24 protein-coding genes are annotated in these 24,056 nt (G+C 72.6%); 14 read left to right on the top strand and 10 right to left on the bottom strand.

Features of this window, described 5'->3' with window-relative positions; all coding sequences use genetic code 11:
- Positions 1 to 70 precede the first annotated feature (70 nt).
- From OG429_RS09735 to OG429_RS09720, 4 genes are all read left to right on the top strand, one after another.
- Positions 71 to 2,383: a molybdopterin oxidoreductase family protein gene (locus OG429_RS09735; RefSeq protein ID WP_328924903.1), complete on the top strand. Its 2,313-nt coding sequence runs from the start codon at positions 71 to 73 to the stop codon at positions 2,381 to 2,383.
- A gap of 73 nt (positions 2,384 to 2,456) precedes the next feature.
- The gene (locus tag OG429_RS09730) at positions 2,457 to 3,959 is read left to right on the top strand and encodes a CitMHS family transporter (protein ID WP_328924902.1); all 1,503 of its coding nucleotides are present in this window, start codon (positions 2,457 to 2,459) and stop codon (positions 3,957 to 3,959) included.
- Between the two features lie 98 nt (positions 3,960 to 4,057).
- On the top strand, positions 4,058 to 5,470 hold the full coding sequence (locus OG429_RS09725; RefSeq protein ID WP_328924901.1) for an aldehyde dehydrogenase family protein: 1,413 nt from the start codon (positions 4,058 to 4,060) through the stop codon (positions 5,468 to 5,470).
- 45 nt (positions 5,471 to 5,515) lie between these two features.
- The gene (locus tag OG429_RS09720; protein ID WP_328924900.1) at positions 5,516 to 6,595 is read left to right on the top strand and encodes a Zn-dependent alcohol dehydrogenase; all 1,080 of its coding nucleotides are present in this window, start codon (positions 5,516 to 5,518) and stop codon (positions 6,593 to 6,595) included.
- A gap of 135 nt (positions 6,596 to 6,730) precedes the next feature.
- Here OG429_RS09720 and OG429_RS09715 read toward each other — a convergent pair whose 3' ends face one another.
- A complete protein-coding gene (locus OG429_RS09715) occupies positions 6,731 to 7,378 on the bottom strand; it encodes a TetR/AcrR family transcriptional regulator (RefSeq protein ID WP_328924899.1) in 648 nt (215 codons plus the stop codon).
- Positions 7,379 to 7,455: 77 nt separating this feature from the next.
- On the opposite strand from OG429_RS09715, the gene OG429_RS09710 reads away from it, so the two are divergent.
- The 3 genes from OG429_RS09710 to OG429_RS09700 all read left to right on the top strand — a co-directional run bounded on the left by OG429_RS09710 (position 7,456) and on the right by OG429_RS09700 (position 9,653).
- On the top strand, positions 7,456 to 8,607 hold the full coding sequence (locus OG429_RS09710; RefSeq protein WP_328924898.1) for an acyl-CoA dehydrogenase family protein: 1,152 nt from the start codon (positions 7,456 to 7,458) through the stop codon (positions 8,605 to 8,607).
- A 60-nt stretch (positions 8,608 to 8,667) separates the two neighbouring features.
- The gene (locus OG429_RS09705; RefSeq protein ID WP_328924897.1) at positions 8,668 to 8,958 is read left to right on the top strand and encodes a YiaA/YiaB family inner membrane protein; all 291 of its coding nucleotides are present in this window, start codon (positions 8,668 to 8,670) and stop codon (positions 8,956 to 8,958) included.
- Between the two features lie 62 nt (positions 8,959 to 9,020).
- A complete protein-coding gene (locus tag OG429_RS09700) occupies positions 9,021 to 9,653 on the top strand; it encodes a TetR/AcrR family transcriptional regulator (protein WP_328924896.1) in 633 nt (210 codons plus the stop codon).
- A 43-nt stretch (positions 9,654 to 9,696) separates the two neighbouring features.
- Here OG429_RS09700 and OG429_RS09695 read toward each other — a convergent pair whose 3' ends face one another.
- Complete coding sequence (locus OG429_RS09695) at positions 9,697 to 10,158, bottom strand: MaoC family dehydratase (RefSeq protein ID WP_328924895.1); 462 nt, start codon at positions 10,156 to 10,158, stop codon at positions 9,697 to 9,699.
- A gap of 108 nt (positions 10,159 to 10,266) precedes the next feature.
- Here OG429_RS09695 and soxR point away from each other — a divergent pair, with 108 nt between their 5' ends.
- Entirely contained in the window at positions 10,267 to 10,710 is a 444-nt protein-coding gene (gene soxR, locus OG429_RS09690) for a redox-sensitive transcriptional activator SoxR (RefSeq protein WP_328924894.1), read from the top strand.
- On the opposite strand, the gene OG429_RS09685 is transcribed toward soxR, so the two are convergent.
- The 4 genes from OG429_RS09685 to OG429_RS09670 all read right to left on the bottom strand — a co-directional run bounded on the left by OG429_RS09685 (position 10,691) and on the right by OG429_RS09670 (position 14,775).
- A complete protein-coding gene (locus tag OG429_RS09685; protein WP_328924893.1) occupies positions 10,691 to 11,440 on the bottom strand; it encodes a 3-keto-5-aminohexanoate cleavage protein in 750 nt (249 codons plus the stop codon). The genes soxR and OG429_RS09685 overlap by 20 nt on opposite strands.
- Positions 11,437 to 12,012 carry a hypothetical protein gene (locus tag OG429_RS09680; RefSeq protein WP_328924892.1) on the bottom strand — a complete coding sequence of 192 codons (576 nt, stop codon included), beginning with the start codon at positions 12,010 to 12,012 and terminating at the stop codon, positions 11,437 to 11,439. The genes OG429_RS09685 and OG429_RS09680 overlap by 4 nt, the downstream gene beginning before the upstream one ends.
- 95 nt (positions 12,013 to 12,107) lie before the next feature.
- On the bottom strand, positions 12,108 to 13,409 hold the full coding sequence (locus tag OG429_RS09675; protein WP_328924891.1) for a serine-threonine protein kinase: 1,302 nt from the start codon (positions 13,407 to 13,409) through the stop codon (positions 12,108 to 12,110).
- Between the two features lie 130 nt (positions 13,410 to 13,539).
- Positions 13,540 to 14,775 carry an exo-beta-N-acetylmuramidase NamZ family protein gene (locus OG429_RS09670; RefSeq protein ID WP_328924890.1) on the bottom strand — a complete coding sequence of 412 codons (1,236 nt, stop codon included), beginning with the start codon at positions 14,773 to 14,775 and terminating at the stop codon, positions 13,540 to 13,542.
- Between the two features lie 100 nt (positions 14,776 to 14,875).
- Here OG429_RS09670 and OG429_RS09665 point away from each other — a divergent pair, with 100 nt between their 5' ends.
- From OG429_RS09665 to OG429_RS09655, 3 genes are read left to right on the top strand one after another with little or no spacing between them, the layout of a single operon-like run.
- Positions 14,876 to 15,649: an SDR family oxidoreductase gene (locus OG429_RS09665; protein WP_328924889.1), complete on the top strand. Its 774-nt coding sequence runs from the start codon at positions 14,876 to 14,878 to the stop codon at positions 15,647 to 15,649.
- On the top strand, positions 15,646 to 17,382 hold the full coding sequence (locus OG429_RS09660) for an AMP-binding protein (RefSeq protein WP_328924888.1): 1,737 nt from the start codon (positions 15,646 to 15,648) through the stop codon (positions 17,380 to 17,382). Before OG429_RS09665 ends, OG429_RS09660 begins: the two co-directional genes overlap by 4 nt.
- A 49-nt stretch (positions 17,383 to 17,431) precedes the next feature.
- Positions 17,432 to 18,037 carry a TetR/AcrR family transcriptional regulator gene (locus tag OG429_RS09655; protein ID WP_328924887.1) on the top strand — a complete coding sequence of 202 codons (606 nt, stop codon included), beginning with the start codon at positions 17,432 to 17,434 and terminating at the stop codon, positions 18,035 to 18,037.
- Here the strand turns inward: OG429_RS09655 and OG429_RS09650 are convergent.
- Complete coding sequence (locus OG429_RS09650) at positions 17,998 to 19,134, bottom strand: alkene reductase (protein WP_328924886.1); 1,137 nt, start codon at positions 19,132 to 19,134, stop codon at positions 17,998 to 18,000. The two genes, OG429_RS09655 and OG429_RS09650, sit on opposite strands and share 40 nt — an antisense overlap.
- Before the next feature lie 52 nt (positions 19,135 to 19,186).
- Between OG429_RS09650 and OG429_RS09645 the strand changes: the two genes are divergently transcribed.
- A complete protein-coding gene (locus OG429_RS09645) occupies positions 19,187 to 19,561 on the top strand; it encodes a MerR family transcriptional regulator (protein ID WP_328930209.1) in 375 nt (124 codons plus the stop codon).
- Between the two features lie 101 nt (positions 19,562 to 19,662).
- On the opposite strand, the gene OG429_RS09640 is transcribed toward OG429_RS09645, so the two are convergent.
- Positions 19,663 to 20,076 carry a helix-turn-helix domain-containing protein gene (locus OG429_RS09640; protein WP_328924885.1) on the bottom strand — a complete coding sequence of 138 codons (414 nt, stop codon included), beginning with the start codon at positions 20,074 to 20,076 and terminating at the stop codon, positions 19,663 to 19,665.
- Between the two features lie 312 nt (positions 20,077 to 20,388).
- Here OG429_RS09640 and OG429_RS09635 point away from each other — a divergent pair, with 312 nt between their 5' ends.
- Together OG429_RS09635 and OG429_RS09630 are read left to right on the top strand one after the other, a co-directional pair.
- Positions 20,389 to 20,601 (top strand): DUF397 domain-containing protein, encoded by a 213-nt coding sequence (locus OG429_RS09635; RefSeq protein WP_257552578.1) that lies wholly within the window; start codon positions 20,389 to 20,391, stop codon positions 20,599 to 20,601.
- 126 nt (positions 20,602 to 20,727) lie between these two features.
- The gene (locus OG429_RS09630) at positions 20,728 to 21,420 is read left to right on the top strand and encodes a GNAT family N-acetyltransferase (RefSeq protein ID WP_266998750.1); all 693 of its coding nucleotides are present in this window, start codon (positions 20,728 to 20,730) and stop codon (positions 21,418 to 21,420) included.
- Positions 21,421 to 21,678: 258 nt separating this feature from the next.
- Here the strand turns inward: OG429_RS09630 and OG429_RS09625 are convergent, their stop codons facing one another.
- Both OG429_RS09625 and OG429_RS09620 read right to left on the bottom strand, forming a co-directional pair.
- Positions 21,679 to 22,899 (bottom strand): acyl-CoA dehydrogenase family protein, encoded by a 1,221-nt coding sequence (locus OG429_RS09625; protein ID WP_328924884.1) that lies wholly within the window; start codon positions 22,897 to 22,899, stop codon positions 21,679 to 21,681.
- 12 nt (positions 22,900 to 22,911) lie between these two features.
- Positions 22,912 to 23,970, bottom strand: a complete 1,059-nt coding sequence (locus OG429_RS09620; protein WP_328924883.1) for a phosphotransferase family protein — start codon at positions 23,968 to 23,970, stop codon at positions 22,912 to 22,914.
- Positions 23,971 to 24,056: the final 86 nt, after the last annotated feature.

Genomic DNA, 24,056 nt, shown 5'->3' with positions numbered 1-24,056 from the left:
GTGCCTACCGGTCGGTATGCTCGGTGGTCCCGCGTATCCGTGCCGCAGCCAGCCGCCCCAGGAGGGCCCCATGCCCCGCACCGCCCTGCGCATCTGCCCCCTGTGCGAAGCCACCTGTGGCCTCACCCTCACCATCGGGGACGCCGCGGTCACCGGCGCCCGCGGCGACCGCGAGGACGTCTTCAGCCGCGGCTTCATCTGCCCCAAGGGCGCAGCCTTCGGAGCCGTCGACTCCGACCCCGACCGGCTGCGCGCCCCGCTCGTCCGCCGTGACGGCACGCTGCAGGAAGCCACCTGGGAGGAGGCCTTCGACGCGATCGCCGCCGCCGTCCCCGCCCTCGTCGGGGAGTACGGGGCGCAGACGGTCGGGGTCGTCCTCGGCAACCCGAACGTCCACACCATGGCGGGTGCCCTCTACCCGCCGCTGCTCCTCAAGGCACTCGGCACCCGCAACCTCTTCACCGCCAGCACGCTCGACCAGATGCCCAAACACGTCTCCAGCGGGCTGCTCTTCGGCGATCCCTTCGCCATCCCGGTCCCGGACCTCGACCGCACCGACTTCCTGCTGCTCCTCGGCGCCAACCCGGTCGAGTCCAACGGCTCCCTCTGCACCGCCCCCGACTTCCCCGGCAAACTGAAGGCCCTGCGCGCCCGCGGCGGCACCCTGGTCGTCGTCGACCCGCGCCGCACCCGCACCGCCCGGCTCGCCGACCGCCACCTCGCCCCGCGCCCCGGCAGCGACGCGCTCCTGCTCGCCGCGCTCGCGCACACCCTGCTCGCCGAGAAGCTCGCCGCCCCGGGCAGGCTGGAGGAACACACCGAGGGCCTCGGGGAACTCGCCGCCGCGCTCGGGAGTTTCACTCCTGAGGCCGTAGCCCCCGCCTGCGACCTCACGGCGGCCGAGATCCGCACCCTCGCCCGCGACCTCGCGGCCGCGCCCACCGCCGCCGTCTACGGACGGATCGGCAGCTGCACCGTCGAGTACGGCACGCTCGCCAGCTGGCTGGTCGACGTACTGAACATCCTCACCGGCAACCTGGACCGGCCGGGCGGAGCTCTCTTCCCGCTCTCCGCGACGGCTCCCGCACCCGGGCCCGCCCGCCCTGGCAAGGGGTTCGCCCTCGGCCGCTGGTCCAGCCGGGTCAGCGGCCACCCCGAGGCCAAGGCCGAACTGCCCATGGCCGCCCTCGCGGAGGAGATCGAGACCCCGGGTGACGGGCAAGTACGGGTCCTGATCGCCATCGCCGCGAATCCGGTCCTGTCCGCACCTGACGGCGACCGGCTCGACCGGGCGCTGGTCGGCCTCGACTTCATGGTCTCCGTGGACCCGTACCTGAACGAGACCTCACGCCACGCCCACGTCGTGCTGCCCCCGCCGCCGCCGTCCCAGAGCGCGCACTTCGACTTCGCGTTCAACGGGTTCGCCGTGCGCAACCAGGCGCGCTACTCGCCGGCCGTCCTGCCTCTCGAGGAGGGGCGGATGGACGAGTGCGAGATCCAGGCCCGTCTCGTGCTGGCCGTCTCCGGCATGCACGGCTCCGCCGCCCCGGACGCCGTCGACGAACTGGCCATCCGGACCACCCTTGCCAAGGAAACCGCGGACCCCCGCTCCCGGGTGCACGGGCAGGACCCGGCGAGCCTCGCCGGCCTGCTCACGGGCGGGAGCGGCCCCGAACGGCGGCTCGACCTCATGCTCCGACTCGGGCCGTACGGAGACCAGTTCGCCGGTGCTGACGGGGCTGACGACGACTCCGACGCCGGGGCCGACGCCGGGGCGGACGCCGCCGCCGGGGCGCACGCAGAGGGGGAGGCGGCCGCGCACGGGCTCAGCCTGGAGCGGCTGCTCGCGCATCCGCACGGCATCGACCTGGGCCCGCTGCGGCCCCGGCTTCCGGGCGTGCTGAAGACCCGCAGTGGCAGGATCGAGCTGCTCCCGGACCCGATCGCGGCCGAGCTCCCCAGGATGCGCGCGGCGCTCGCCGACCGCCCCACGGCCCTGGTGCTCGTGGGCCGCCGCCATCTGCGGTCCAACAACAGCTGGTTGCACAACGTCCCGGCCCTCACCGGAGGTTCCAACCGCTGCACACTTCAGATCCACCCGGAGGACGCGGACCGGCTGGGACTGGCCGACGGAGGGCGGGCCAGGGTCACCGCCGACGGGGGCAGCCTGGAGGTTCCCGTCGAGGTCACCGACGCCGTCCGTACCGGAGTGGTGAGCCTCCCGCACGGCTGGGGCCACGACCGCGCCGGTTCACGGCTCTCGGTCGCCTCCGCCACACCCGGCGTCAACGTCAATCAGCTGCTCGACGGCACCCGGCTCGACCCGCTGTCGGGCACGGCCGTGCTCAACGGTTTCCCCGTCGAGCTCACACCCTTGCCCTGAGCTGGGGTTTTGCTCGTATTGCTCACGCTCAGACGTCTTGTTGGCGTAAGGAGGCGGCACCTACCTTCCCCCCATGCTGACCTTCCTCGGCTTCGCCATGATCGCGACGTTCCTGGTCCTGATCATGATGAAGAAAATGTCGCCCATCGCGGCGCTCGTCCTCATTCCCGCGCTCTTCTGCGTGTTCGCAGGCAAGGGGGCGCACCTCGGCGACTACGTCATCGACGGCGTCGGCAAACTCGCGCCGACCGCCGCCATGCTGATGTTCGCCATCGTCTACTTCGGCGTGATGATCGACGTCGGCCTCTTCGACCCGGTCGTGCGGGGCATCCTGCGCTTCTGCAAGGCCGACCCGATGCGCGTCGTCGTCGGCACCGCCGTCCTCGCCGCCATCGTCTCGCTCGACGGCGACGGTTCGACCACCTTCATGATCACCGTCTCGGCGATGTATCCGCTGTACAAGCGGCTCGGCCTCAGCCTGGTGGTCATGACGGGCGTCGCGGCCACCGCCAACGGCGTCATGAACACCCTGCCCTGGGGCGGACCCACGGCCCGCGCCGCCACCGCCCTCAAGCTCGACGCCGCCGACATCTTCGTCCCGATGATTCCGGCCCTCGCGGTGGGCCTGCTCTTCGTCTTCGTCCTGGCGTACGTCCTCGGTGTGAGGGAGCGCCGCCGGGTCGGCCTCCTTGTCCTCCCCGCGGACAAGGACAAGGACAAGAACAGCGGCAAGGACGCGGACGCGGAGACCGACGGCGACGTCCAGGAGGAGCGCGCGCCGCAGGCCGCCGCCGCGCTGGTGGCCGCCGGTACCGGGGCCTCCGCCAGCCCGGCCGCCGGTGCGCCGGGCGCTGCGACCGGCGGCTCCGACGCCACGGGCGACCGCCACGCCACGGGTGGCTCCGAGCCTGCTCCCGGCCTCCCCGACGACGGCTTCCGGGGCCTCGACCCGCACCGCGCCACCCTGCGGCCCCGCCTGTACTGGTTCAACGCCGGCCTCACGATCGCCCTCCTGGCTGCGATGATCATGGAACTGCTGCCCATCCCGGTGCTGTTCCTGCTCGGCGCCGCCCTCGCCCTCACCGTCAACTTCCCGCACATGCCCGACCAGAAGGCCCGGATCGCCGCCCACGCCGACAACGTCCTCAACGTCGCGGGCATGGTCTTCGCCGCCGCCGTCTTCACGGGCGTCCTCACCGGCACGGGCATGGTCAAGCACATGGCCGACTGGCTCGTCGGCGCCATCCCCGAGGGCATGGGCCCCCACATGGCCCTGGTCACCGGCCTGCTCAGCCTGCCGCTCACCTACTTCATGTCCAACGACGGGTTCTACTTCGGCGTGCTCCCCGTCCTGGCCGAGGCCGGAGCCGCCCACGGGGTCTCGCCGCTCGAAATCGCCCGCGCCTCCCTGGTCGGCCAGGCCCTGCACATGTCCAGCCCGCTGGTTCCGGCCGTCTACGTCCTCGTCGGCATGGCCAAGGTCGAGTTCGGCGACCACACCCGCTTCACCGTGAAATGGGCGGCCCTGACCTCTCTGGTCGTCCTCGCCGCAGGGATGCTTTTCGGCATCATCTGATTCCGGCCGCCGCTGGCCTTCCGAAAACTACCGACGCTAGTTTGTAGTGTGTTGGCGATGTCAGGTCTACGCGCTCGTGCGTGCTCGGGAGGAATGCCATGAAGGCCCACGACGGGATGTACATCGGCGGCGAATGGCGGCCCGCCGCCGGACGCGACCGGATCGAGGTCGTCAACCCGGCCGACGAGCTGGTCATCGCCTCGGTTCCGGCCGGCACCGCCGAGGACGTGGACGCCGCCGTACGCGCGGCCCGCGAGGCCTTCCCCGGCTGGGCGGCCACGGCTCCGGCCGAGCGGGCGGCACTGATCGGCGCGCTCCACGACGTGCTGGTCGCCCGCAAGAGCGAGATCGCCGAGCTCATCACCGCGGAGCTCGGCTCCCTGCCCGGCTTCGCGGAGGCGGTCCACGTCGGCGCGCCGATCGCCGTGGCCTCCTCCTACGCCGAACTCGCGGCCTCGTACGCCTTCGAGCAGCGGATCGGGAACTCCACCGTGCTGCTGGAGCCGGTCGGTGTGGTCGGAGCCATCACGCCCTGGAACTACCCGCTGTACCAGATCGTTGCAAAGGTGGCGCCCGCTCTCGCCGCCGGCTGCACCCTCGTCCTCAAGCCGGCGGAGGACACCCCGCTGACCGCACAGCTCTTCGCCGAATGCGTGCACGAGGCGGGCATCCCGGCCGGAGTCTTCAACCTGGTCACCGGCACCGGTCCGGTCGCCGGTCAGGCGCTGGCCGCGCACGAGGGAGTCGACCTCGTCTCCTTCACCGGCTCGACCGCTGTCGGCAAGCAGGTCGGCGCCACCGCCGGTGCCGCCGTCAAGCGGGTCGCCCTCGAGCTGGGCGGAAAATCGGCCAATGTCATCCTGCCCGGGGCCGACCTGGCCAAGGCCGTCGCGGCCGGCGTCGGCCACGTCATGAACAACAGCGGCCAGAGCTGCAACGCGCTCACCCGCATGCTCGTCCACCGGGAGCAGTACGAGGAGGCCGTCACGCTCGCAGCCGCCGCCGTCGCCACGTACCCCACCGGCGCTCCCGGCGACGCGGCCACCCGCCTCGGCCCGGTCGTCAACGCCAAGCAGCACGCACGCGTGCGCGGATACATCGCCAAGGGCATCGAGGAAGGCGCCCGCCTCGTCGCCGGCGGCCCCGACGCGCCGCACGAGCGGGGTTACTTCGTCGCCCCGACCGTGTTCGCCGACGTCACACCCGACATGACCATCGCCCAGGAGGAGATCTTCGGCCCGGTGCTGTCGATCCTCTCCTACGAGGACGAGGAGGACGCCCTGCGCATCGCCAACGGCACCGTCTACGGCCTGGGCGGCGCCGTCTGGGCCGCGGACGAGGAGACGGCCGTGGCCTTCGCCCGCCGCATGGACACCGGGCAGGTGGACATCAACGGCGGCCGCTTCAACGTGCGCGCGCCCTTCGGCGGCTACAAGCAGTCGGGCGTCGGCCGCGAGCTGGGTCCGCACGGTCTGGCGGAGTACCTCCAGACCAAGTCGTTGCAGTTCTAAGCTGTCCTGCCAGTTCCGAGCCGCCCCGATCCGGAGAAGACGACCATGGTCCGCGCCGCCATCCTGCCCGCCGTCGGAGCCCCGCTGGAGATACGGGAGATAGTGCTGCCCGATCCCGGCCCCGGGCAGGTCCGGGTCCGGCTCACCGCAGCCGGGGTCTGCCACTCGGACCTCTCCCTCACCAACGGCACCATGCGGGTTCCCGTCCCCGCCGTCCTCGGCCACGAGGGCGCGGGTACGGTCCTCGCCGTCGGGGACGGCGTGACCCACGTCGCCCCCGGCGACGGGGTCGTGCTCAACTGGGCCCCGTCCTGCGGGGAGTGTCACCACTGCTCGATGGGCGAGGTCTGGCTCTGCGTCAACGCGCTCACGGGCGTCGGGGCCGTCTACGCGCACGACGCGCACGGCGCCGCGCTGCACCCGGGGCTGAACGTGGCCGCGTTCGCCGAGGAGACCGTCGTCGCGGCCAACTGTGTGCTGCCCGCACCCGCCGGGATCCCGCTCGCCGAGGCCGCCCTGCTCGGCTGCGCGGTCCTCACCGGCTACGGCGCCGTCCACCACAGCGCCCAGGTCCGCCCCGGCGAATCCGTCGCTGTCTTCGGCGTCGGCGGTGTCGGCCTGGCCGCCCTGCAGTCCGCCCGGATCGCGCAGGCGGGCCCGGTCATCGCCGTCGACGTGTCCCCGGCCAAGGAGGAACTGGCCCGGGCGGCGGGAGCCACCGAATTCGTGCTCGCCTCCGACACCACCGCCAAGCAGATCCGGTCGCTCACCGGCGGCCAGGGCGTGGACGTCGCCGTCGAATGCGTCGGCCGGGCGGAGGCCATCCGCGGAGCCTGGGAGTCCACCCGCCGCGGCGGCCGCACCACGGTCGTGGGCATCGGTGGCAAGGACCAGCAGGTCACCTTCCACGCGCTGGAGATCTTCCACTTCGCGCGCACCCTCACCGGCTGCGTCTACGGCAGCAGCGACCCCGCCCGCGACCTCCCGGTGATCGCCGAACACGTCCGCGCGGGCCGCCTCGACCTCGGAGCCCTGGTCACCGACCGCATCGCGCTCGACGGCATCCCGGCCGCCTTCGATGCCATGCTGGCGGGCAAGGGCGGCCGCTCCCTGGTCGTCTTCTAGCCCGTCTCCCGCCGGGCGCGGCCTTCGCGCGCAGAGCCTTCCTGTCCCGGTGCTCCGTGTGCCGGTCCTCCCGTCGGGGTCCTCCCCGTCGCGGGGCTCCCGCCCCGCCCCGCGACGGGGAGGACCGGCCCGGCCTCAGGAAACGTCGCGCGCCAGCGCCTCGTACTGCAGGGACAGCCCGTCCAGCAGGGCCGCCAGGCCCGTTTCGAAGGCGCCCTCGTCCACCTCGCGCTGGTGCTCGGCCAGCAGATGGGCCCGGCCCAGGTGGGGGTAGTCCGCCGGGTCGTATGCCGTCTCGTCGTCCACGAAACCCCGGGCGAAGGAGGCCACCGCCGAGCCGAGGATGAAGTACCTCATCAGCGCGCCGATCCGGGTCGCCTGCGCCGGGGGCCAGCCGGCCGCCGTCATCGCGCCGAACACGGCGTCCGCCAGCCGCAGGCCCGCCGGGCGGCGGCCCGGCCCCCGCGCCAGCACCGGCACGATGTTCGGATGGTCGGACAGGGCGTCCCGGTACGAGTGGGCCCAGGCGTGCAGAGCGCCCCGCCAGTCCGGGCCCGGAGCCTCGAACATCGACAAGTCGACCCGCGCGCTCACCGCGTCCGCCACCGCCTCCAGGATCTCGTCCTTCGTGCGGAAGTGGTTGTACAGGGACGGCCCACTGACCCCCAGCGCGGCGGCCAGCCGCCGCGTCGAGACCGCCTCCAGCCCCTCCGTATCGACCAGCTCGGCCGCCGCCTCGACGATGCGGGCTCTGCTGAGGAGAGGCTTGCGCGGTCTGGCCATGCGCCACATAGTAGGGCCTGCTTGCCATAAACTACCGGTGCTAGTTAACGGCCGGACGAGAGGCCCGGAGGTGCCCGGTGAACCTGGAGCTGAGCGAGGAGCAGGAGGCCGTACGCCGGCTCGCCCGCGAGTTCACCGAGCGCGAGGTCGCCCCGTACGCGGCCGAGTGGGACCGCGCCGAGAGCGTGGACCGGGCCATCGTGAAGAAGCTCGGGGGCCTCGGCTTCCTCGGTCTGACCGTCCCCGAGGAGTACGGCGGCTCCGGCGGCGACCACCTCTCCTACGTCCTCGTCACCGAGGAGCTCGGCCGCGGCGACTCCGCGGTGCGCGGCATCGTCTCCGTCTCCCTCGGCCTGGTCGCCAAGACCATCGCGGCCTGGGGCACCGAGGAACAGAAGCACGCCTGGCTGCCCCGCCTGTGCTCCGGGGACGCACTCGGCTGCTTCGGCCTCACCGAGCCCGGCACCGGCTCCGACGCGGGCAGCCTCACCACCCGCGCCGTGCGCGAGGGGGACTCGTACCTGGTCAGCGGCAGCAAGATGTTCATCACCAACGGCACCTGGGCCGACGTCGTCCTGCTCTTCGCCCGCACCGGCGACGAACCCGGCCACCGCGGGGTCTCCGCCTTCCTCGTCCCCACCGACACGCCCGGCCTCACCCGGCGCGAGATCCACGGCAAGCTCGGCCTGCGAGGCCAGGCCACCGCCGAACTCGCCCTCGACGGCGTCCGCGTCCCCGCATCCGCGATGCTCGGCCCCGAGGGCAAGGGCTTCTCGGTCGCCATGTCCGCGCTGGCCAAGGGCCGGATGTCGGTCGCCGCCGGCTGTGTCGGCATCGCCCAGGCGGCGCTCGACGCGGCCGTCTCGTACGCCGCCCAGCGCGAGCAGTTCGGCAAGCCGATCGCCCACCACCAGCTGGTCCAGGAGCTGATCGCCGACATCTCCGTCGACGTGGACGCCGCCCGCCTGCTCACCTGGCGGGTCGCGGACCTCATCGACCGCGGGCGGCCGTTCGCCACCGAGTCCTCCACCGCGAAGCTCTTCGCCTCCGAGGCCGCCGTCCGGGCCGCGAGCAACGCCCTCCAGGTGCACGGCGGCTACGGCTACATCGACGAGTACCCGGCCGGGAAACTGTTGCGCGACGCCCGCGTGATGACCCTGTACGAGGGCACCAGCCAGATCCAGAAGCTGCTCATCGGCCGGGCGCGCACCGGAGTCTCCGCCTTCTGAGTACGCGCATGAGTATCCGCGCGGATGTGGGCCCCGCCACATCCGCCGGATGCTGTCGCCATGAACGAGACACCGGTCAAGCAGCAGAACACGGGGGCGTACTACGGCCAGGCCGTCGCCTCCTTCGGCGTCGCGCTGAGCGCGGTGGCCGTCGGCATCTACAACCTCGACGCGGACGCGTGGGTGCGGGGCTTCCTCGGCATCGCCGTCCTCTACCTGACCACCTCGGCCTTCACGCTCGCCAAGGTGATCCGCGACCGGCAGGAGGCGGGCCAGATCGTCAGCAGGGTCGATCAGGCCAGGATGGAGAAGATCCTGGCCGAGTACGACCCCTTCCAGCCGAAGCCCTAAGCGCTTGCTCACCCTCCGGTAAGGTGTTCACTCCCACACGGCGAAAAAGGTGAGTGCGAGCGATGGACAGCGCGGAGGAGACGGTCGGCGGCTACCAGCCGTGGTCGGAGGTCACCCCCGACGCCGCGCGGCGGCTGCTCGTCGCCGCCGTCGACGCGTTCGCCGAGCGCGGGTACCACGCCACCACCACGCGTGACATCGCGGGCCGCGCCGGCATGAGCCCGGCCGCGCTCTACATCCACTACAAGACCAAGGAAGAGCTGCTCCACAGGATCAGCCGGATCGGCCACGACAAGGCCCTGGAGATCCTCACCACCGCGGCCGACGGCCCCGGCCGCGCCGCCGAGCGGCTCGACGTCGCCGTTCGGTCCTTCGTGCTGTGGCACGCGGCACACCACACCACCGCGCGCGTGGTCCAGTACGAGCTCGACGCTCTCGCTCCGGAGCACCGCTCCGAGATCGTGGCACTGCGCCGGCAGAGCGACGCCGCCGTGCGCCGCATCCTCGCCGACGGGGTCGCGGCGGGGGAGTTCGACGTCCCCGACGTGCCGGGCACCACCCTCGCCGTACTGTCGCTCTGCATCGACGTGGCCCGCTGGTTCAGCGTGGCCGGGCAGCGCACACCCGACGAGGTCGGCGCGCTCTACGCCGACCTCGTGCTCCGCATGGTTAACGCGCGCCCCCGGAGCCGGTAGCAGTCCGCAGCCGGAAGCGGTGAAGTGGTGAAGCGGTCCGGGATCAGAAGTAGTAGCGGGACACCGACTCCGCGACGCACACCGGCTTGTCCCCGCCCTCGCGCTCGACCGTGACGGTCGCCGCGACCTGTACGCCGCCCCCGGCCTCCGTGACCTCCGTGATCACAGCGGTGGCCCGGAGCCGGGACCCGACCGGCACCGGCGCCGGGAAGCGCACCTTGTTCGTCCCGTAGTTGATGCCCATCTTCATGCCCTCGACCCGCATGATCTGCGGCACCAGGCTCGGCAGCAGGGACAGGGTCAGGTAGCCGTGGGCGATCGTGGAGCCGAAGGGTCCGGTCGCCGCACGCTCCGGGTCCACGTGGATCCACTGGTGGTCGCCGGTCGCGTCCGCGAAGAGGTCGATCCGCTTCTGGTCCACCTCCAGCCACCCGCTGGGCCCCAGCGGCTCGCCCGTCCCGGCGTGCAACTCCTCGGCGGACGTGAAGATCCTCGGCTCGGCCATGCCCTGCTCCTGCCTCTCACTCACGGATAGCGCTGGGCGAATAAGCGCTTGCTCAGCATGCTGGGACCGTATGTGTATGTCAACGGACCTCCGACTACCCTCGGCGGGGTGCCGCAGATTCCCGAGAAAATCCACGAACTCACCGTCGGCCAGCTGTCCGCCCGCAGCGGCGCCGCCGTCTCCGCGCTCCACTTCTACGAGACCAAGGGCCTGATCAGCAGCCGCCGCACCTCCGGCAACCAGCGCCGCTACACCCGCGACGCGCTGCGCCGGGTGGCCTTCGTGCGCGCCGCCCAGCGCGTGGGCATCCCGCTGGCCAGCATCCGCGACGCACTGGCCCGGCTCCCCGAGGAGCGCACCCCCAACCGCGAGGACTGGGCCCAGCTGTCCGAGGCCTGGCGCGCCGAACTCGACCAGCGCATCGCCCAACTCGGGCGCCTGCGCGACCACCTGACGGACTGCATCGGCTGCGGCTGCCTCTCGCTGGAGAACTGCGCACTGTCCAACCCCGACGACGTCTTCGGCGAGAGGCTCACCGGCTCGCGGCTCTAGGACCCGTCCCGGCCTCCCGCTCCCACACCCCCCGGGCCGCCGCGACCAGTTCGGCATTCGACCGCGCCGGCCGCCCGTCCGGCAGGTGCAGTACGTCCCCGACGCCGGTCCGCCCGCCCGTACCGCACCGCGCGGCCAGCCGCAGCACCGGCCAGGCGGCGGCCTCCCGCCCGTACAGCAGCAGCGCCACCGGCGGCGGCCCGCGCAGAGCGGCCACCAGGGCCGGATCGGCCGTCGCGAGCTCCCCCGCGAGCCGGACCCGCCCGGGGTCGCGCACCGGCCAGGCCAGGAACCGCGCCATCGGCTCCGGCCCGGCCGGCCCGCCCAGCGGCACCACCGCCTCCACCACGACCCCCCGCGCCAGCAGCGCCCCGGCCAGCTCTCCGGCCCCCGGCTCCGCGAAGCTCACCGCCGCCCGGTCCGGCAGCACCGACCAGGACCGGACCCGCTCCAGCCGCCCCGCCGGATCGGGCTCGGCCCCGATGCTCGCGTCCACGCACAGGGGTACGCCGACCCCCGCGCCCCGCAGCGCCTCCAGCACCGGCCCGACCACCCGGGGCGACAGGCTCTGCCGGCCGCACGGGGTCCGCGGGTGCACCAGTACCTCCCCGGCCCCGGCGGCGACCGAGGCCAGCGCCGCCTCCGCCAGGTCCTGGGGGGACATCGGCACGGCCGGGCCGTCGGCGGCGCTCCGGGCGCCGTTCAGCGACACCGTCGGCGCGAGCCTCACGCGGCCCCCGCCGCCGGGGTGTCCGCCAGCGCCGGTCTCGGCACCACGATCCCGCAGCCCCCGCACACCGGACCGTCCCAGGCCCAGGCCCCCTCCCAGGCGCCGACCGCGGCCGGCCACCGCAGTTCCTCCTCCCCGCAGACCGGGCACGCCGTCCCCGGCGCCGACTCCAAGGCGTTCACCAGCCGCCGCAGCACCTCGCCCAGCGCCCCCTCCGGCCGCACCCCCGGATCCGCGCACCGCACCACCGCGTCGCCGCTCCCGCCCCACGCCCACTCCGGCCGGCGCAGCCCGTGGTGCTTCTCCCGTCTGCGCCGCTCCGCGAACTGGCGCTCGTACTCCAGCCAGACCGCCCGCGCGTCCTCCAGCTCCTCCAGCGCGGCGACCAGCCTCAGCGGATCCGCCCCCCGGTCCTCGGGGGCGATCCCGTGCCGGTCACACAGGTGCCACCAGGTGGCCCGGTGCCCGTACGGGGCGAACCGCTCCAGGCAGCGGCGCAGCGAATGGCGCCGCAGGGCCCGGTCGTTGCGCGCGTCGCGCACCTGGTAAGCCAGACTCCGGAAACCCGCCATCGCACCTTCACCTCCGCAGATGTGCCCAACATGCCCGGCCCGGGCCGGGCGCATGCGGGGGCGGTCGGGGCGTGTGGGTGGCACATGGCCGGAAGTCAGCGCCCCATGCGCCCCGCGGTAACCACCAGCCGGGCCAGTTCCTCGTGGCAGATGTCGCTGTGCGCCCCCGCAGGGGCTCCGCCGCGCCGCACCACCGAGCCCGCGTCCACGCTGACACAGCCCGTCGTGGGCACCCCCTCGCGCAGGGCCGTGTCCAGGGCCAACCGGGGCGTACCCGGTACGGCCTGCACCCCGTCGTGTCCGATGGCGCCCCAGCGCTCGTCGCAACCCAGAAGTCCGGCCGAATCCCCCGCCATCCGGGAGGCCAGCGGGTAGAACACCCGCAGCGAGGTGTCGTGCGGGGAATGGCACGCCACCACCGGTCCGTCGACCTTGCGCTGGAGGCCGCCGAGGGCGCCGCCGCGGCCCTTGTCGTGGGGCAGCCGGTCGCAGAACGCGTAGTGGGAGAAGGCCCCCTGGAGCAGGGTCAGGGACTTCACGTACCGGGCGCCGTCGGGCACGGCGCGCAGCGAGAAGGAGATCAGGCGCGCCCCGAAGCTGTGCCCGATCAGATGCACCCGCAGCGCCGGGCGCTGCCGCGCCAGCTCCGCCAGCACCGGGCCGAGACCGCGCTCGCCGACGACTCCCGCCCGCTTCTTCATCTGGTAGTACGTCGCCTGCCGCAGCAGCTCCTTGGCGCCGTTCCACAGGGCGCGCGGTACGCCGCCCGGCGCCAGGTCCCGTTCGGCGGCGGCCCCGGGCTGCGCGCCCGCCTCCAGCAGGGCGCGCGTCAGGGTCCGGCACACCTCCAGGACGTCCTCCGCGAAGAGCGCGGGCACCGGCTGCGCGGCCGCCGTCGCCACCGAGTCCACCCCGGCCAGTTCCCGTACGAGGGCCCCGAACTCGATGAACGCGGCCTCCGACTCCGGCCGCTCCTCCAGCAGTTCGGCCACCCGGTCCAGCTCCGCCCGCCGCCCGGGCCAGAACTCCCCGAGCGCCTGCCGGGTACCGGGGTCCAGCGCCGTGCCGAAGCCGGGCTCCGCCAGCGCGCCCGATGCCTCGAAGTCCGGTATCGGCTCGTCGGAGAAGCGGATCGAAGGCCATACGACGCCCACGTACCCCAGACGCACCCCCGTCCCCACCAGCCCCGGGAAAGGGGCGAAGAACCGGTCGTAGAGCCGGGTCGCGGTGGACCGGTCGCTGTTCCAGCCGTGCGCGAAGACCAGCAGGTCCGTGGCCTCCATGCGGGACACCGCGCCCTGTGAGGGCCGGTCCACGTCCCCCTCGGAGTCGAAGGTGAGCTCCGCGTACGGCCCGACCCCGATCCCGGCTGCGCCCCGCACCGTGATGTCCGCCATGACGTCCCCCTCCACGCCGTCCCTCCGGTGGATCCAGCATCCTGCTGTCGCCCCCGCCCGGCCAGACCCGTGACGTCACCGGCTCACCTGCTTGCCGCCTCACCCGCTCACCGGCTCGCCGCCTCACCGCTCACCCGTAGAGCAGGTACTTCCCGCGCACCGCCTCGAACCGGGCCAGCCCGGCCGCCCAGTCACCGGCGATCTCCTCCACCCCGGCCCCCGCGTCCACGAGCCCTCGCACCCGGTCCGAACCCGTCAGCTTGTCGATCCAGTGGTCCGTGCGCCAGGCGAAGCCGCTCCACGTCCGCCGGGCGGTGACCAGCAGCCCGATCCCGGCCCGGACCGGATCGAAGGCCTCCCGGTCGTGCACGATCAGCCGGACCCCGCCGCACACCTTGCCCACGTGCTTGGAGAACGTGGGCGTGAAGTACGCCTCGCGGAACCACACCCCGGGCAGCTCCAGCGCGTTGGCCGCCTCGGCCCACCGCCGGTCGACGCCTTCCGCGCCCACCACCTCGAAGGGCGTGGTCGTCCCGCGCCCCTCGGACAGGTTCGTCCCCTCGAACAGGCAGGTGCCGGCGTACGCGAGGGCCGTGTCCGGGGTCGGCATGTTCGGGCTCGGCGGCACCCAGGGCAGCCCGGACTCGCCGAAGAAGGACCCCCGCCGCCAGCCGGTCATCGCCACCGTGCGCAGCCTGACCGGATCGCCGGCCAGGAACTCGCCGTTGAAGAGCAGGGCCAGCTCGGCCGCCGTCATCCCGTGCGCGAGCGCGATCGGCTCGCGCCCCACGAAGCTCGCGTACGGCCGTTCCAGCACCGGCCCCGCGGCCCGTCGGCCGCCCACCGGATTGGGCCGGTCCAGGACCACCATCGCCTTGCCTGCGAGGGCGGCCGCGCGCATGCAGTCGTAGAGCGTCCAGATGTAGGTGTAGAAGCGTGCCCCGACGTCCTGGATGTCGAAGACGACGGTGTCGATCCCGGCCGCCGTGAACACGTCGGCGAGCCGCTGCCCGCTCTTGTCGTACGTGTCGTGGACGGGCAGCCCGGTCGCCGGATCCCGGGAGGCCCCCTCGGAGCCGCCCGCCTGCGCCGTCCCACGGAACCCGTGCTCGGGGCCGAACACGGCCACCAGGTCCACCCGCTCGTCCGCGTGGAGCACGTCGACCAGGTGGCGGGCGTCGGCGGTGATCCCGGTGGGGTTGGTGACGACCCCGACCCGCTGCCCGGCGAGTTCGGCGTACCCGCCCGCCGCGAGCCGCTCGAAACCGGTCCGCACGCGCCCCGCCCGTGGGGCGGCCGCCCCCACGGCCCCCGCCGCCCCCATGGCCCCCGCCAGTCCCAGTACCCCGCGTCGCGACAGCGTCATCCGGCCACGTTACGAGGCGAACCCCTTCCGCCCGGACATACCGACCGGTTAGTCTGCCCGCCATCCAAGTACGCCGGGCCGGCGTCCGGCCGCACGAGAGGTGATCCCCGTGAGCGAGTACCAGGACCAGCGAGTCGTCGTCACCGGCGCGGGCGGCGGCATCGGCGCCGCCCTCGCGCACCGCTTCGCGGCCGAGGGAGCCACGGTGGTGGTCAACGACCTCGACGCGGCCAAGGCCGCCGCCGTGGCGGGCGCCATCGGGGCCCGGGCGATCCCGGTGCCGGGCGACGCGTCGGAGATCGTCGCCGAGGCCCGGGACGCCCTCGGCGGCGGGATCGACGTCTACTGCGCCAACGCCGGACTCGCCTCGGGCGGCGACGCGTTCGCCGACGAGGCCGTTTGGGAGGCGGCCTGGGACACCAACGTCATGGCCCACGTCCGCGCGGCCAGGCTGCTCCTGCCCGACTGGCTGGAGCGGGGGAGCGGCCGCTTCGTGTCCACCGTCTCCGCCGCAGGACTGCTGACCATGATCGGGGCGGCGCCGTACAGTGTCACCAAGCACGGTGCGCTCGCCTTCGCCGAATGGCTCTCGCTGACCTACCGCCACCGCGGTGTCCTGGTCCACGCCATCTGTCCGCAAGGGGTGCGCACCGACATGCTGACGGCCGCGGGATCGGCGGGCGACCTCGTCCTCGCGCCGACCGCGATCGAGCCGGAAGCGGTCGCTGACGCACTGTTCGACGGCATGGAGAAGGGCCGGTTCTTGATCCTCCCGCACCCCGAGGTCGCGGACTTCTACGCCGCCCGCGCGACCGAACCGGACCGCTGGCTGAGCGGTATGAACCACATCCAGCAGAAGTGGGAGACCCGGTGAGCTCCGCGTACGCCGCCCGGCCCTGGCTCGGGCTGCTCAGCCCGGCCCAGCGCGCGCCCGTCGCGCCGCCGCCGACCGTGCTGCACCTCTTCCGGGAGGCCGTGGCCCGGGCCCCCGAGCGCACCGCGCTCGCCTATTTCGACGGCCGCACCGACTACGCCGAGGCCGACGCGCTGTCCGACTCCGTCGCCGGCCACCTCGCGGCGCACGGCGTCGGCCGCGGGGACCGGGTCGCCGTCATGCTGCAGAACACCCCGCACTTCGTGCTCGCCGTCCTCGCCGCCTGGAAGGCCGGGGCCGTCGTCGTCCCGCTCAACCCGATGTACAAGGCCGGCGAGGTCGGGCACATCCTGCGCGACTCCGGCGCCGCCGCGCTGGTCTGCGATGGCCGGGCGTGGACGGGGTACGTGCGCGAGGCCGCGCGCGGTACGGACGTACGCGTCGCCCTGACCGCCCGCGACCGGGATTTCCAGACCCGCGACGACGCGCGGCTCTTCGCCCCGGCCGCCGTACCGGATCCGCGCCGGGCGCCGGACTCCCTGCCGGGCCCGGCGCCCGCCTCCGCGCCGCACCCCGCCCCGGGCTCCGCGACCTGGCCGGCGGGGCCGACGGCCGCCGACCTCACGACCGTGGCCCGCCAGGGCCACCCCGCGCCGGACGATCCGCACCTCACCGCCGCCGACACCGCCCTCATCAGCTACACCTCCGGCACCAGCGGCACCCCCAAGGGCGCCATGAACCCGCACGGCGCGCTCACGTACAACGCCGTCCGCCAGGTCACCGGCCACCCGGTCCCCGAGGGCGCCGCCTACTTCGCCCTCGCGCCCCTCTTCCACATCACCGGCATGGTCTGCGAGCTCGCCGCCTGCTTCGCCAACGCCGGCACCCTCGTCCTCGCGCACCGCTTCGACGCCGCGGTCGTGCTCGACGCCTTCCTGGAGCACCGACCGGCCTACACCGTCGGACCGGCCACCGCCTTCATGGCCCTGGCGGCGCACCCCGCCGTCACCCGGGACCACTTCGCCTCGTTCCAGGTGATCTCCTCCGGCGGAGCCCCGCTGCCGCCCGCACTCGTCGAACGCCTCCGCGCCGCCTTCGGCTTCTACCTCCGCAACGGCTACGGCCTCACCGAGTGCACCGCCCCCTGCGCCTCCGTCCCCCCGCACCTCGAAGCCCCCGTCGACCCCGCCTCCGGCACCCTCTCCGTCGGACTGCCCGGCGCCGAGACCGTCGTGCGCATCCTCGACGAGCGGGGCGCCGAGGTCGCCTTCGGCGAAAGCGGCGAGATAGCCGTCCGCGGCCCCCAGGTCGTGCCCGGCTACTGGGGCCTGCCCGCCGACACCGCCAAGGCGTTCCCGGACGGCGAACTGCGCACCGGAGACGTCGGGTTCATGGACACCGACGGCTGGCTCTACGTCGTCGACCGCAAGAAGGACATGATCAACGCCTCCGGCTTCAAGGTCTGGCCGCGCGAGGTCGAGGACGTGCTCTACACCCACCCCGCGGTCCGCGAGGCGGCCGTGGTCGGCGTTCCGGATCCCTACCGCGGGGAGAGCGTGAAGGCCTATGTCAGCCTCCGGCCCGGCACCTCGGCGGAGCCTGCGGAACTGTCGGCCTACTGCGCCGAGCGGATCGCCGCGTACAAATACCCGCGCCAGGTGGAGATCCTGCCTGTCCTTCCGAAGACCACCAGTGGCAAGATCCTGCGACGGGAACTGCGCGATCGCGGCTGAAAACAGTCGGACGGTCGTACAGGAGGAAAGGGAAGGGAAGGTCGGCGCCATGGCTGCCAGGACCACGGAACCCGAAGGCGCGCACGAGGCCCCGGTACCGCAGCGGCTGCTGGCCGTCGCGACCCGGCTGTTCGCCGAGCGAGGCTATGACCGCACGTCCGTGCAGGAGATCGTCGAGGCGGCCGGGGTCACCAAGGGCGCGCTCTACCACTACTTCGGGTCCAAGGACGACCTGCTGCACGAGGTGTACGCGCGGATGCTGCGCCTGCAGCAGCAGCGGCTCGACGCGGTGGCCGGATCCGACGCACCCGTCGAGGAGCGGCTGCGGGCGGCCGCCGCCGACGTGGTGGTGACCACCATCGAGAACCTCGACGACGCGGCGATCTTCTTCCGGTCGATGCACCAGCTCAGCCCGGAGAAGTCCAAGCAGGTGCGGGCCGAGCGCCGGCGCTACCACGAGCGCTTCCGGGCGCTGATCGAGGAGGGCCAGCGGACGGGGGTGTTCTCCGACGCCACCCCCGCCGACCTGGTGGTGGACTACCACTTCGGGTCCGTGCACCACCTGTCCACCTGGTACCGCGCGGACGGGCCGCTCACGCCGCAGCAGGTCGCCGATCACCTGGCCGACCTGCTGCTGCGCGCGCTGCGCCCCTGAAGCGTCGGGTAGTCGGTGTAGCCCTCCGCCCCGTGGACGTGCATCAGGAACTCCGGGCGGACCTCGTCCAGCGGCGCGCCCGTGCGCAGCCGCTCCACGAGGTCGGGGTTGGCGAGGAAGCCCCGGCCCAGCGCGACGAGGTCGGCGCCCTCGGCCAGCAGCCGCTCGCCGCGCCGCTTGCCGCCGTCGGCCGCGACCTCCTCGCGGGAGAGCGCCGGGTTGGCGATCAGCGTGCCGGGCCAGGCCTTGCGGATCTCCGCGAAGGCGGGCCGGGCGGGATCGGCGTGGACCTGGTGCAGGTAGACCGGCCCGATGTCCGTCAGGGCTGCCAGCAGCGCCGGGTAGATCTCCTCGGTGTCCCCCTCCTCGATGCCGTTGACGTCCAGTCCGGGCGAGATGCGCACGCCGACCCGCTGCGGGCCGACGGCCTCGGCGACGGCCCGGACCACCTCGACGGTGAACCGGATCCGCCCCTCCACCGACCCGCCCCACTCGTCGGTGCGGAGGTTGGTGTTCCGGGAGAGGAACTGGTGGAGCAGGTAGCCGTTGGCGGAGTGCACCTCCACCCCGGCGAAGCCCGCCTCGACGGCACTGCGGGCGGCGGCCGCGAAGTCGGCGATGGTGGACCTGATGTCCCCGGCCGTCATCTCGCGGGGCGCGACGGCGTCCTGGAGTCCGCCGGGGGTGTGCAGCGGCTCCGGGAACCGCACCGCGGACGGGGCGAGCGGGACGTGCCCGCTGGTGGCGGGGTGGCCGACCCGGCCGCCGTGCTGGAGCTGGAGGAACATCCGCCCGCCCGCGGCGTGCACCGCGTCGGTGACCCGGCGCCACCCGGCGACCTGCGCGGGAGTGTGTATGCCGGGGATGCGCGGGTAGGTCCGGCCGACGGCGTTGGGCGTGGTGGCCTCGGCGATGATCAGACCGGCCGAGGCGCGCTGCGCGTAGTACGTGGCCATGAGGTCGCCGGGGACGCCGTCGGCCCCGGCGCGGGTGCGCGTCAGGGGCGCCATCACCAGGCGGCTGGGGAGTTCCAGACCGCCGAGGCGGGCCGGCTCGAAGAGGCGGGATGCGGTGGGGACCTGCGGTGTCTGCGTCATGCCGGTACCGTAGAACCTGACACTGATGTCAGATTCAAGAGCGGGGGCGGGCATGCGGATCGGTGAACTGGCGACGCGCACCGGGGTCAGTGAGCGGTCACTGCGCTATTACGAGCAACAGGGCCTGCTGGTCTCCGACCGGACGCCCGGAGGCCACCGCGACTTCTCCGAGCGGGCCGTCGACCGGGTCATCCGCATCCAGGAGCTCTACGCGGCCGGCCTGCACAGCTCGAAGATCGCACGGATCCTGCCCTGCATGCGGGACGCGGACGGCGGCCCCTCGGTGCGGGCCACCCCGGCGCTGGTGGCCGAACTGGCCGCCGAGCGGGACCGGATCGACCGGATGATCAGCGACCTGCTGCGCTCACGCGAAGTGCTGGACGAGGTCATCGACGCGGCGGCGGGCCGAGTCGCCGTCGGTTCCTAGTGCTGCGCCGCAGAAGTTCGTGGAGGTCAGCTGGCCTCTTTCAGCGGGCTGCCGTCGTAGGTCCAGCGGAACGGGCGGGCGTGTTCGTTGCGTCGGATGGCTCAGGCGTCGATCTTCTCGATCAGGTCCTCGCGGCTGGAGAAGTCGCCGTGGCGCAGGACGGCGCGGGTGAGTGCCGAGAAGACGAGTTCGACTTGGTTGAGCCAGGTGGCCTGCGGGCCGGGCGGCATGCTCGTGGCGGCGGCGACCACGGCCACGCGGACCAGATCGCCATAGCGGCGCGGCCGACCGGTGCGGGCGGCGTCCTTCAGACCCTCCAGCCCGTGCTGGGCATAACGCCCGCGCCACTGGCGGACCGTGTTCACACTCACCGCGAGCTGGCGGGCGATGGACCCGTTGCTATCCCCATCGGCCGCAGCCAGCACAATCCTGGCCCGCAACACCTGCCTCACCTGGGCCTTCGCCGACGAGGCGAGCTGTTGCAGCACTGCCCCGGTCGCTTCGTTCAGCCTCACCGCGACTGCTGTGCTCCGCCCCGCCCCCTTGGTCATGAACAGTGATCACGGCCAAGGGCCGCCGACCGGGCGACAGGATGGGGGTGTGCGAGGACGACGTGCTGCCCGGTGGGCTTCCCTCCAGCAGCCTCAAGGAATACCTGCACTGCGCCTGCAGTCTTTACCCCGACAGCTCTGCGACCTGACGTCCCTCCACGAACTTCTGGGGCACAGCAGTAGGACGCTTAACTCTTGCTCCATACGGGCGACATGGGGGGTTTTGTGGCCACGGGCAGGGAAGCTCACTGCGGGGGCACACCGAAGGAGCTGAGTATGGAGAAGAACGAACTCTACGCACGGGACATCAGCGGAGCGCAGTGGGGCAAGAGCAGCTACAGCCTGCAAATCTGCGTCGAGGTCGCTGAGATCGGCGGCGGCGCTGTGGCGCTGCGGGACTCGAAGAATCCCGGTCTTGGTGACCTGCGGTTCACCCCCGAGGAGTGGGCTGCCTTCCGCGAGGGGGTGCGGGCGGGCGAGTTCGGCTGATTCACGACGTTCGCGACGTGTGGGGCTCTGCCAGCATGGCCAGGGCCCCACTGGTCTTGATCGATTCGCCGATCTCCTCTCGGCGCTCAATTTCCACTTCCACGACACAGACGCACGGATGGACGCGTGATCGACCAAGAACGAACAGGTCAGGCAGCACTGGAACATGTGGACGGCACAGGGCCTATGGACCTGTCCCGTCCTGTCTGGGCGGCAGAGAACACCGTTCTGCGTCGCGTGGAGCCAAGCGACTGGGAAGTCGTCCTTGCGCTTGAGTCCTCATCGTCCTACCAGCGCGCCTGGGAGCGAGTCACCGCACCGCGCTCGCCTGACAACTGCCGGGAATGGCTGAAGCAGGAAGCAGCGAAGGGCCCCCTGGACGACAACTTCTTCCTCGCGATCACCGATCGGCAGCACAGGGGCATGGTGGGCTGCGTCAATACGACTCAAGCTGACCCCGTGGCAGGCCGCTTCTATCTGGGGATGGCGGTCGCCCCGGAACACCAGCGCAAGGGGTATGCCTGGGAGGCCGGACTTCTGGTACTCGGCTACATGTTCGGTGAGCGCCGCTACCAGAAGGCCCAAGCCTACGTGCACGACTTCAACAAGGTCTCACAAGCAGGCATGCTCGCCTTCGGAGCGACCCTGGAGGGCCGTCTGCGGCGGCACGATTACTTCGGCGGCCGCTACCACGACAACCTCATTTTCGGCCTCACGGCCGAGGAATTCTTCGCTGCCCATGGCACCCCACGCGGGGGCGCGGGAATCCGTTCCCAGCCAGAGTCTCCCGCCTCGCCGCGTGTGACTGTGCAAGCCTGACGGATCCGTGGGTGAGTTGTTGACCTCGATTCTTCAGCAGGTTCGGCTGCCGACCCGATCGGCGGTTCGCCCGTAATGTCCCCCCTGGCGGCGAGGCGGGCCATTGCATGACGCTGCGGCTGCGCCGCCTGCTCAAAGGGGCCAGCTGACCTCCACGAACTTCTGCGGCGCAGCACTAGCTAGGGCCTGTCGGGCCGCCGTCGCCCCGCACGCCCTGTCCGGAGCCGGCTCTCCGGACAGGGGCGTGGTGGCCGGTCCCTACATGTAGCGCTTCAGCTCGCGCCGGGCCAGTGAGCGCTGGTGGACCTCGTCCGGCCCGTCGGCCAGCCGCAGCGTCCGCGCCGCCGCCCACAGCTCGGCCAGCGGGAAGTCCTGGCTGACCCCGCCCGCGCCGTGCAGCTGCACCGCCTGGTCGAGGATCCCCACCACTGCCCGCGGGGTCGCGATCTTGATCGCCTGGATCTCGGTGTGCGCGCCCCGGTTCCCGGCCGTGTCCATCAGCCAGGCCGTCTTCAGCACCAGCAGCCGCAACTGCTCCACCGTGACCCTGGCGTCCGCGATCCAGTTCTGCACGACCCCCTGCGCGGCCAGCGGCTTGCCGAAGGCGGTACGGTCCACCGCGCGCCGGCACATCAGCTCGATGGCCCGCTCCGCCATGCCGATCAGCCGCATGCAGTGGTGGATGCGGCCCGGGCCGAGCCGCGCCTGCGCGATGGCGAAGCCGCTGCCCTCCTCGCCGATGAGGTTCGCCGCCGGGACCCGCGCCCCGTCGAAGACCACCTCGGCATGGCCGCCGTGGTCGTGGTCCTCGTACCCGTACACCGTCATGGCCCGGCGGACCTCGACCCCGGGGGTGTCGCGCGGGACCAGGATCATCGACTGCTGGCGGCGCGGGTCGGCGCCCGCCGGATCGGTCTTGCCCATCACGATGAAGACCTTGCAGTCCGGGTTCATGGCGCCGGAGATGAACCACTTGCGCCCGGTGACGACGTACTCGGCCCCGTCGGCGGACCGCTCGATCCGGGTCTCGACGTTGGTCGCGTCCGAGGACGCCACCTCCGGCTCGGTCATCGCGAAGGCGGAGCGGATCTCCCCGGCCAGCAGCGGTTCCAGCCACTGCTTCTTGTGCTCCTCGCTGCCGAACTGCGCGAGCAGCTCCATGTTCCCGGTGTCCGGGGCCGCGCAGTTGGTAGCCGTCGGCGCCAGGTGCGGGCTGCGGCCGGTGATCTCGGCGAGCGGGGCGTACTGGAGGTTCGTCAGCCCGGCGCCGTACTCGGCATCCGGGAGGAAGAGGTTCCACAGGCCCTGGCGGCGCGCCTCGGCCTTCAGTTCACCGAAGACGGCCGGGGTGTCCCAGGGTGAGGCCAGCCGTGCGCGCTGCTCGGCGGCGACGGGTTCCGCCGGGTAGACGTACTCCTCCATGAACGCGAGCAGCCGCTCGCGGAGTTCCTCGGTCCGGGCGTCGAATGCGAAATCCATGAGTGAGGTGCCTCAGCCTTCCTGGCGGTTCTGGAACGTGTGGGGGGCCTGGAGGGTGGTCAGACCGTGTTCGATGAAGACCGGGACCAGCTCGCCGATCCGGTCGAAGCCCGCGCCGACGGTCTGCCCGAGCGTGTAGCGGTAGTGGATGCCTTCGAGGATCACCGCGAGCTTGAACCAGGCGAAGGCCGTGTACCAGGCGATCGCGCCGGTGTCCCGGCCGGAGCGTGCGGCGTACCGCTCCACCAGCTCGGCGGGTGTCGGATGGCCCGGCGCCCCGCTCGTCGTACTGACCGGAGACTCGGGCAGGCCCAGGTCGGAGCTGTACATCACGAGCAGTCCGAGATCGGTCAGCGGATCGCCCAGCGTGGACATCTCCCAGTCCAGCACCGCCCGGATCGTGTCGTCCGGCCCGCCGATCAGCACGTTGTCCAGCCGGAAGTCCCCGTGCACCACGGTCGGCGCGGGGGAGTCGGGCAGCGCCCGGCCGAGCGCGCCGTGCAGCTCGTCGATCCCGGCGAGCTCACGGCCCCGCGAGGCCGCGAGCTGCTTGCCCCAGCGGCGCAGCTGCCGGTCGAGGAAGCCCTCGGGCCGGCCGAAGTCGCCCAGCCCCACGGCCTGCGGATCCACCGCGTGCAGCTCGACCAGCGTGTCCACCAGGCCCAGCACCGCCCGCCGGGTGCGCTCGGGGCCGATCGCGGCGAGCTCGCCCGCCGTGCGGTAAGGCACCCCTTCCACGTACTCCATGACGTAGAACGGCGCCCCGAGTACGGACTCGTCCTCGCACAGGAGCAGCGGCTCGGGCACCGGCACGGCGGTCCCGTGCAGGGCCGCGATCACCCGGTGCTCGCGCCGCATGTCGTGAGCGGTGGCCAGGACGTGGCCGAGCGGGGGACGGCGCACGACCCAGCGGGCGGTGCCGTCGGTGACCGCGTACGTCAGGTTCGACCGGCCCCCTTCGATCAGCCGGCCGCTCAGCGGACCGGCCACGAGCCCGGGCCGCGCGCTGTCGAGATGGCCGCGCAGCCGCTGCAGATCGAGGCCTCGCGGGTCGTCCGGCGCTGGGGTCATGCTGGGCACCTCCGTACGGGGTGGACGGTGACTGACTGGCTGTTGCTCGCAAGCCATCATGCCGACCAGTCGGTATGCCGTCCATA

The organism is Streptomyces sp. NBC_00190, assembly GCF_036203305.1.
In the GTDB taxonomy this organism is placed as follows: Bacteria; Actinomycetota; Actinomycetes; order Streptomycetales; family Streptomycetaceae; genus Streptomyces.
This window is presented reverse-complemented; position numbering and strand designations above follow the sequence as displayed.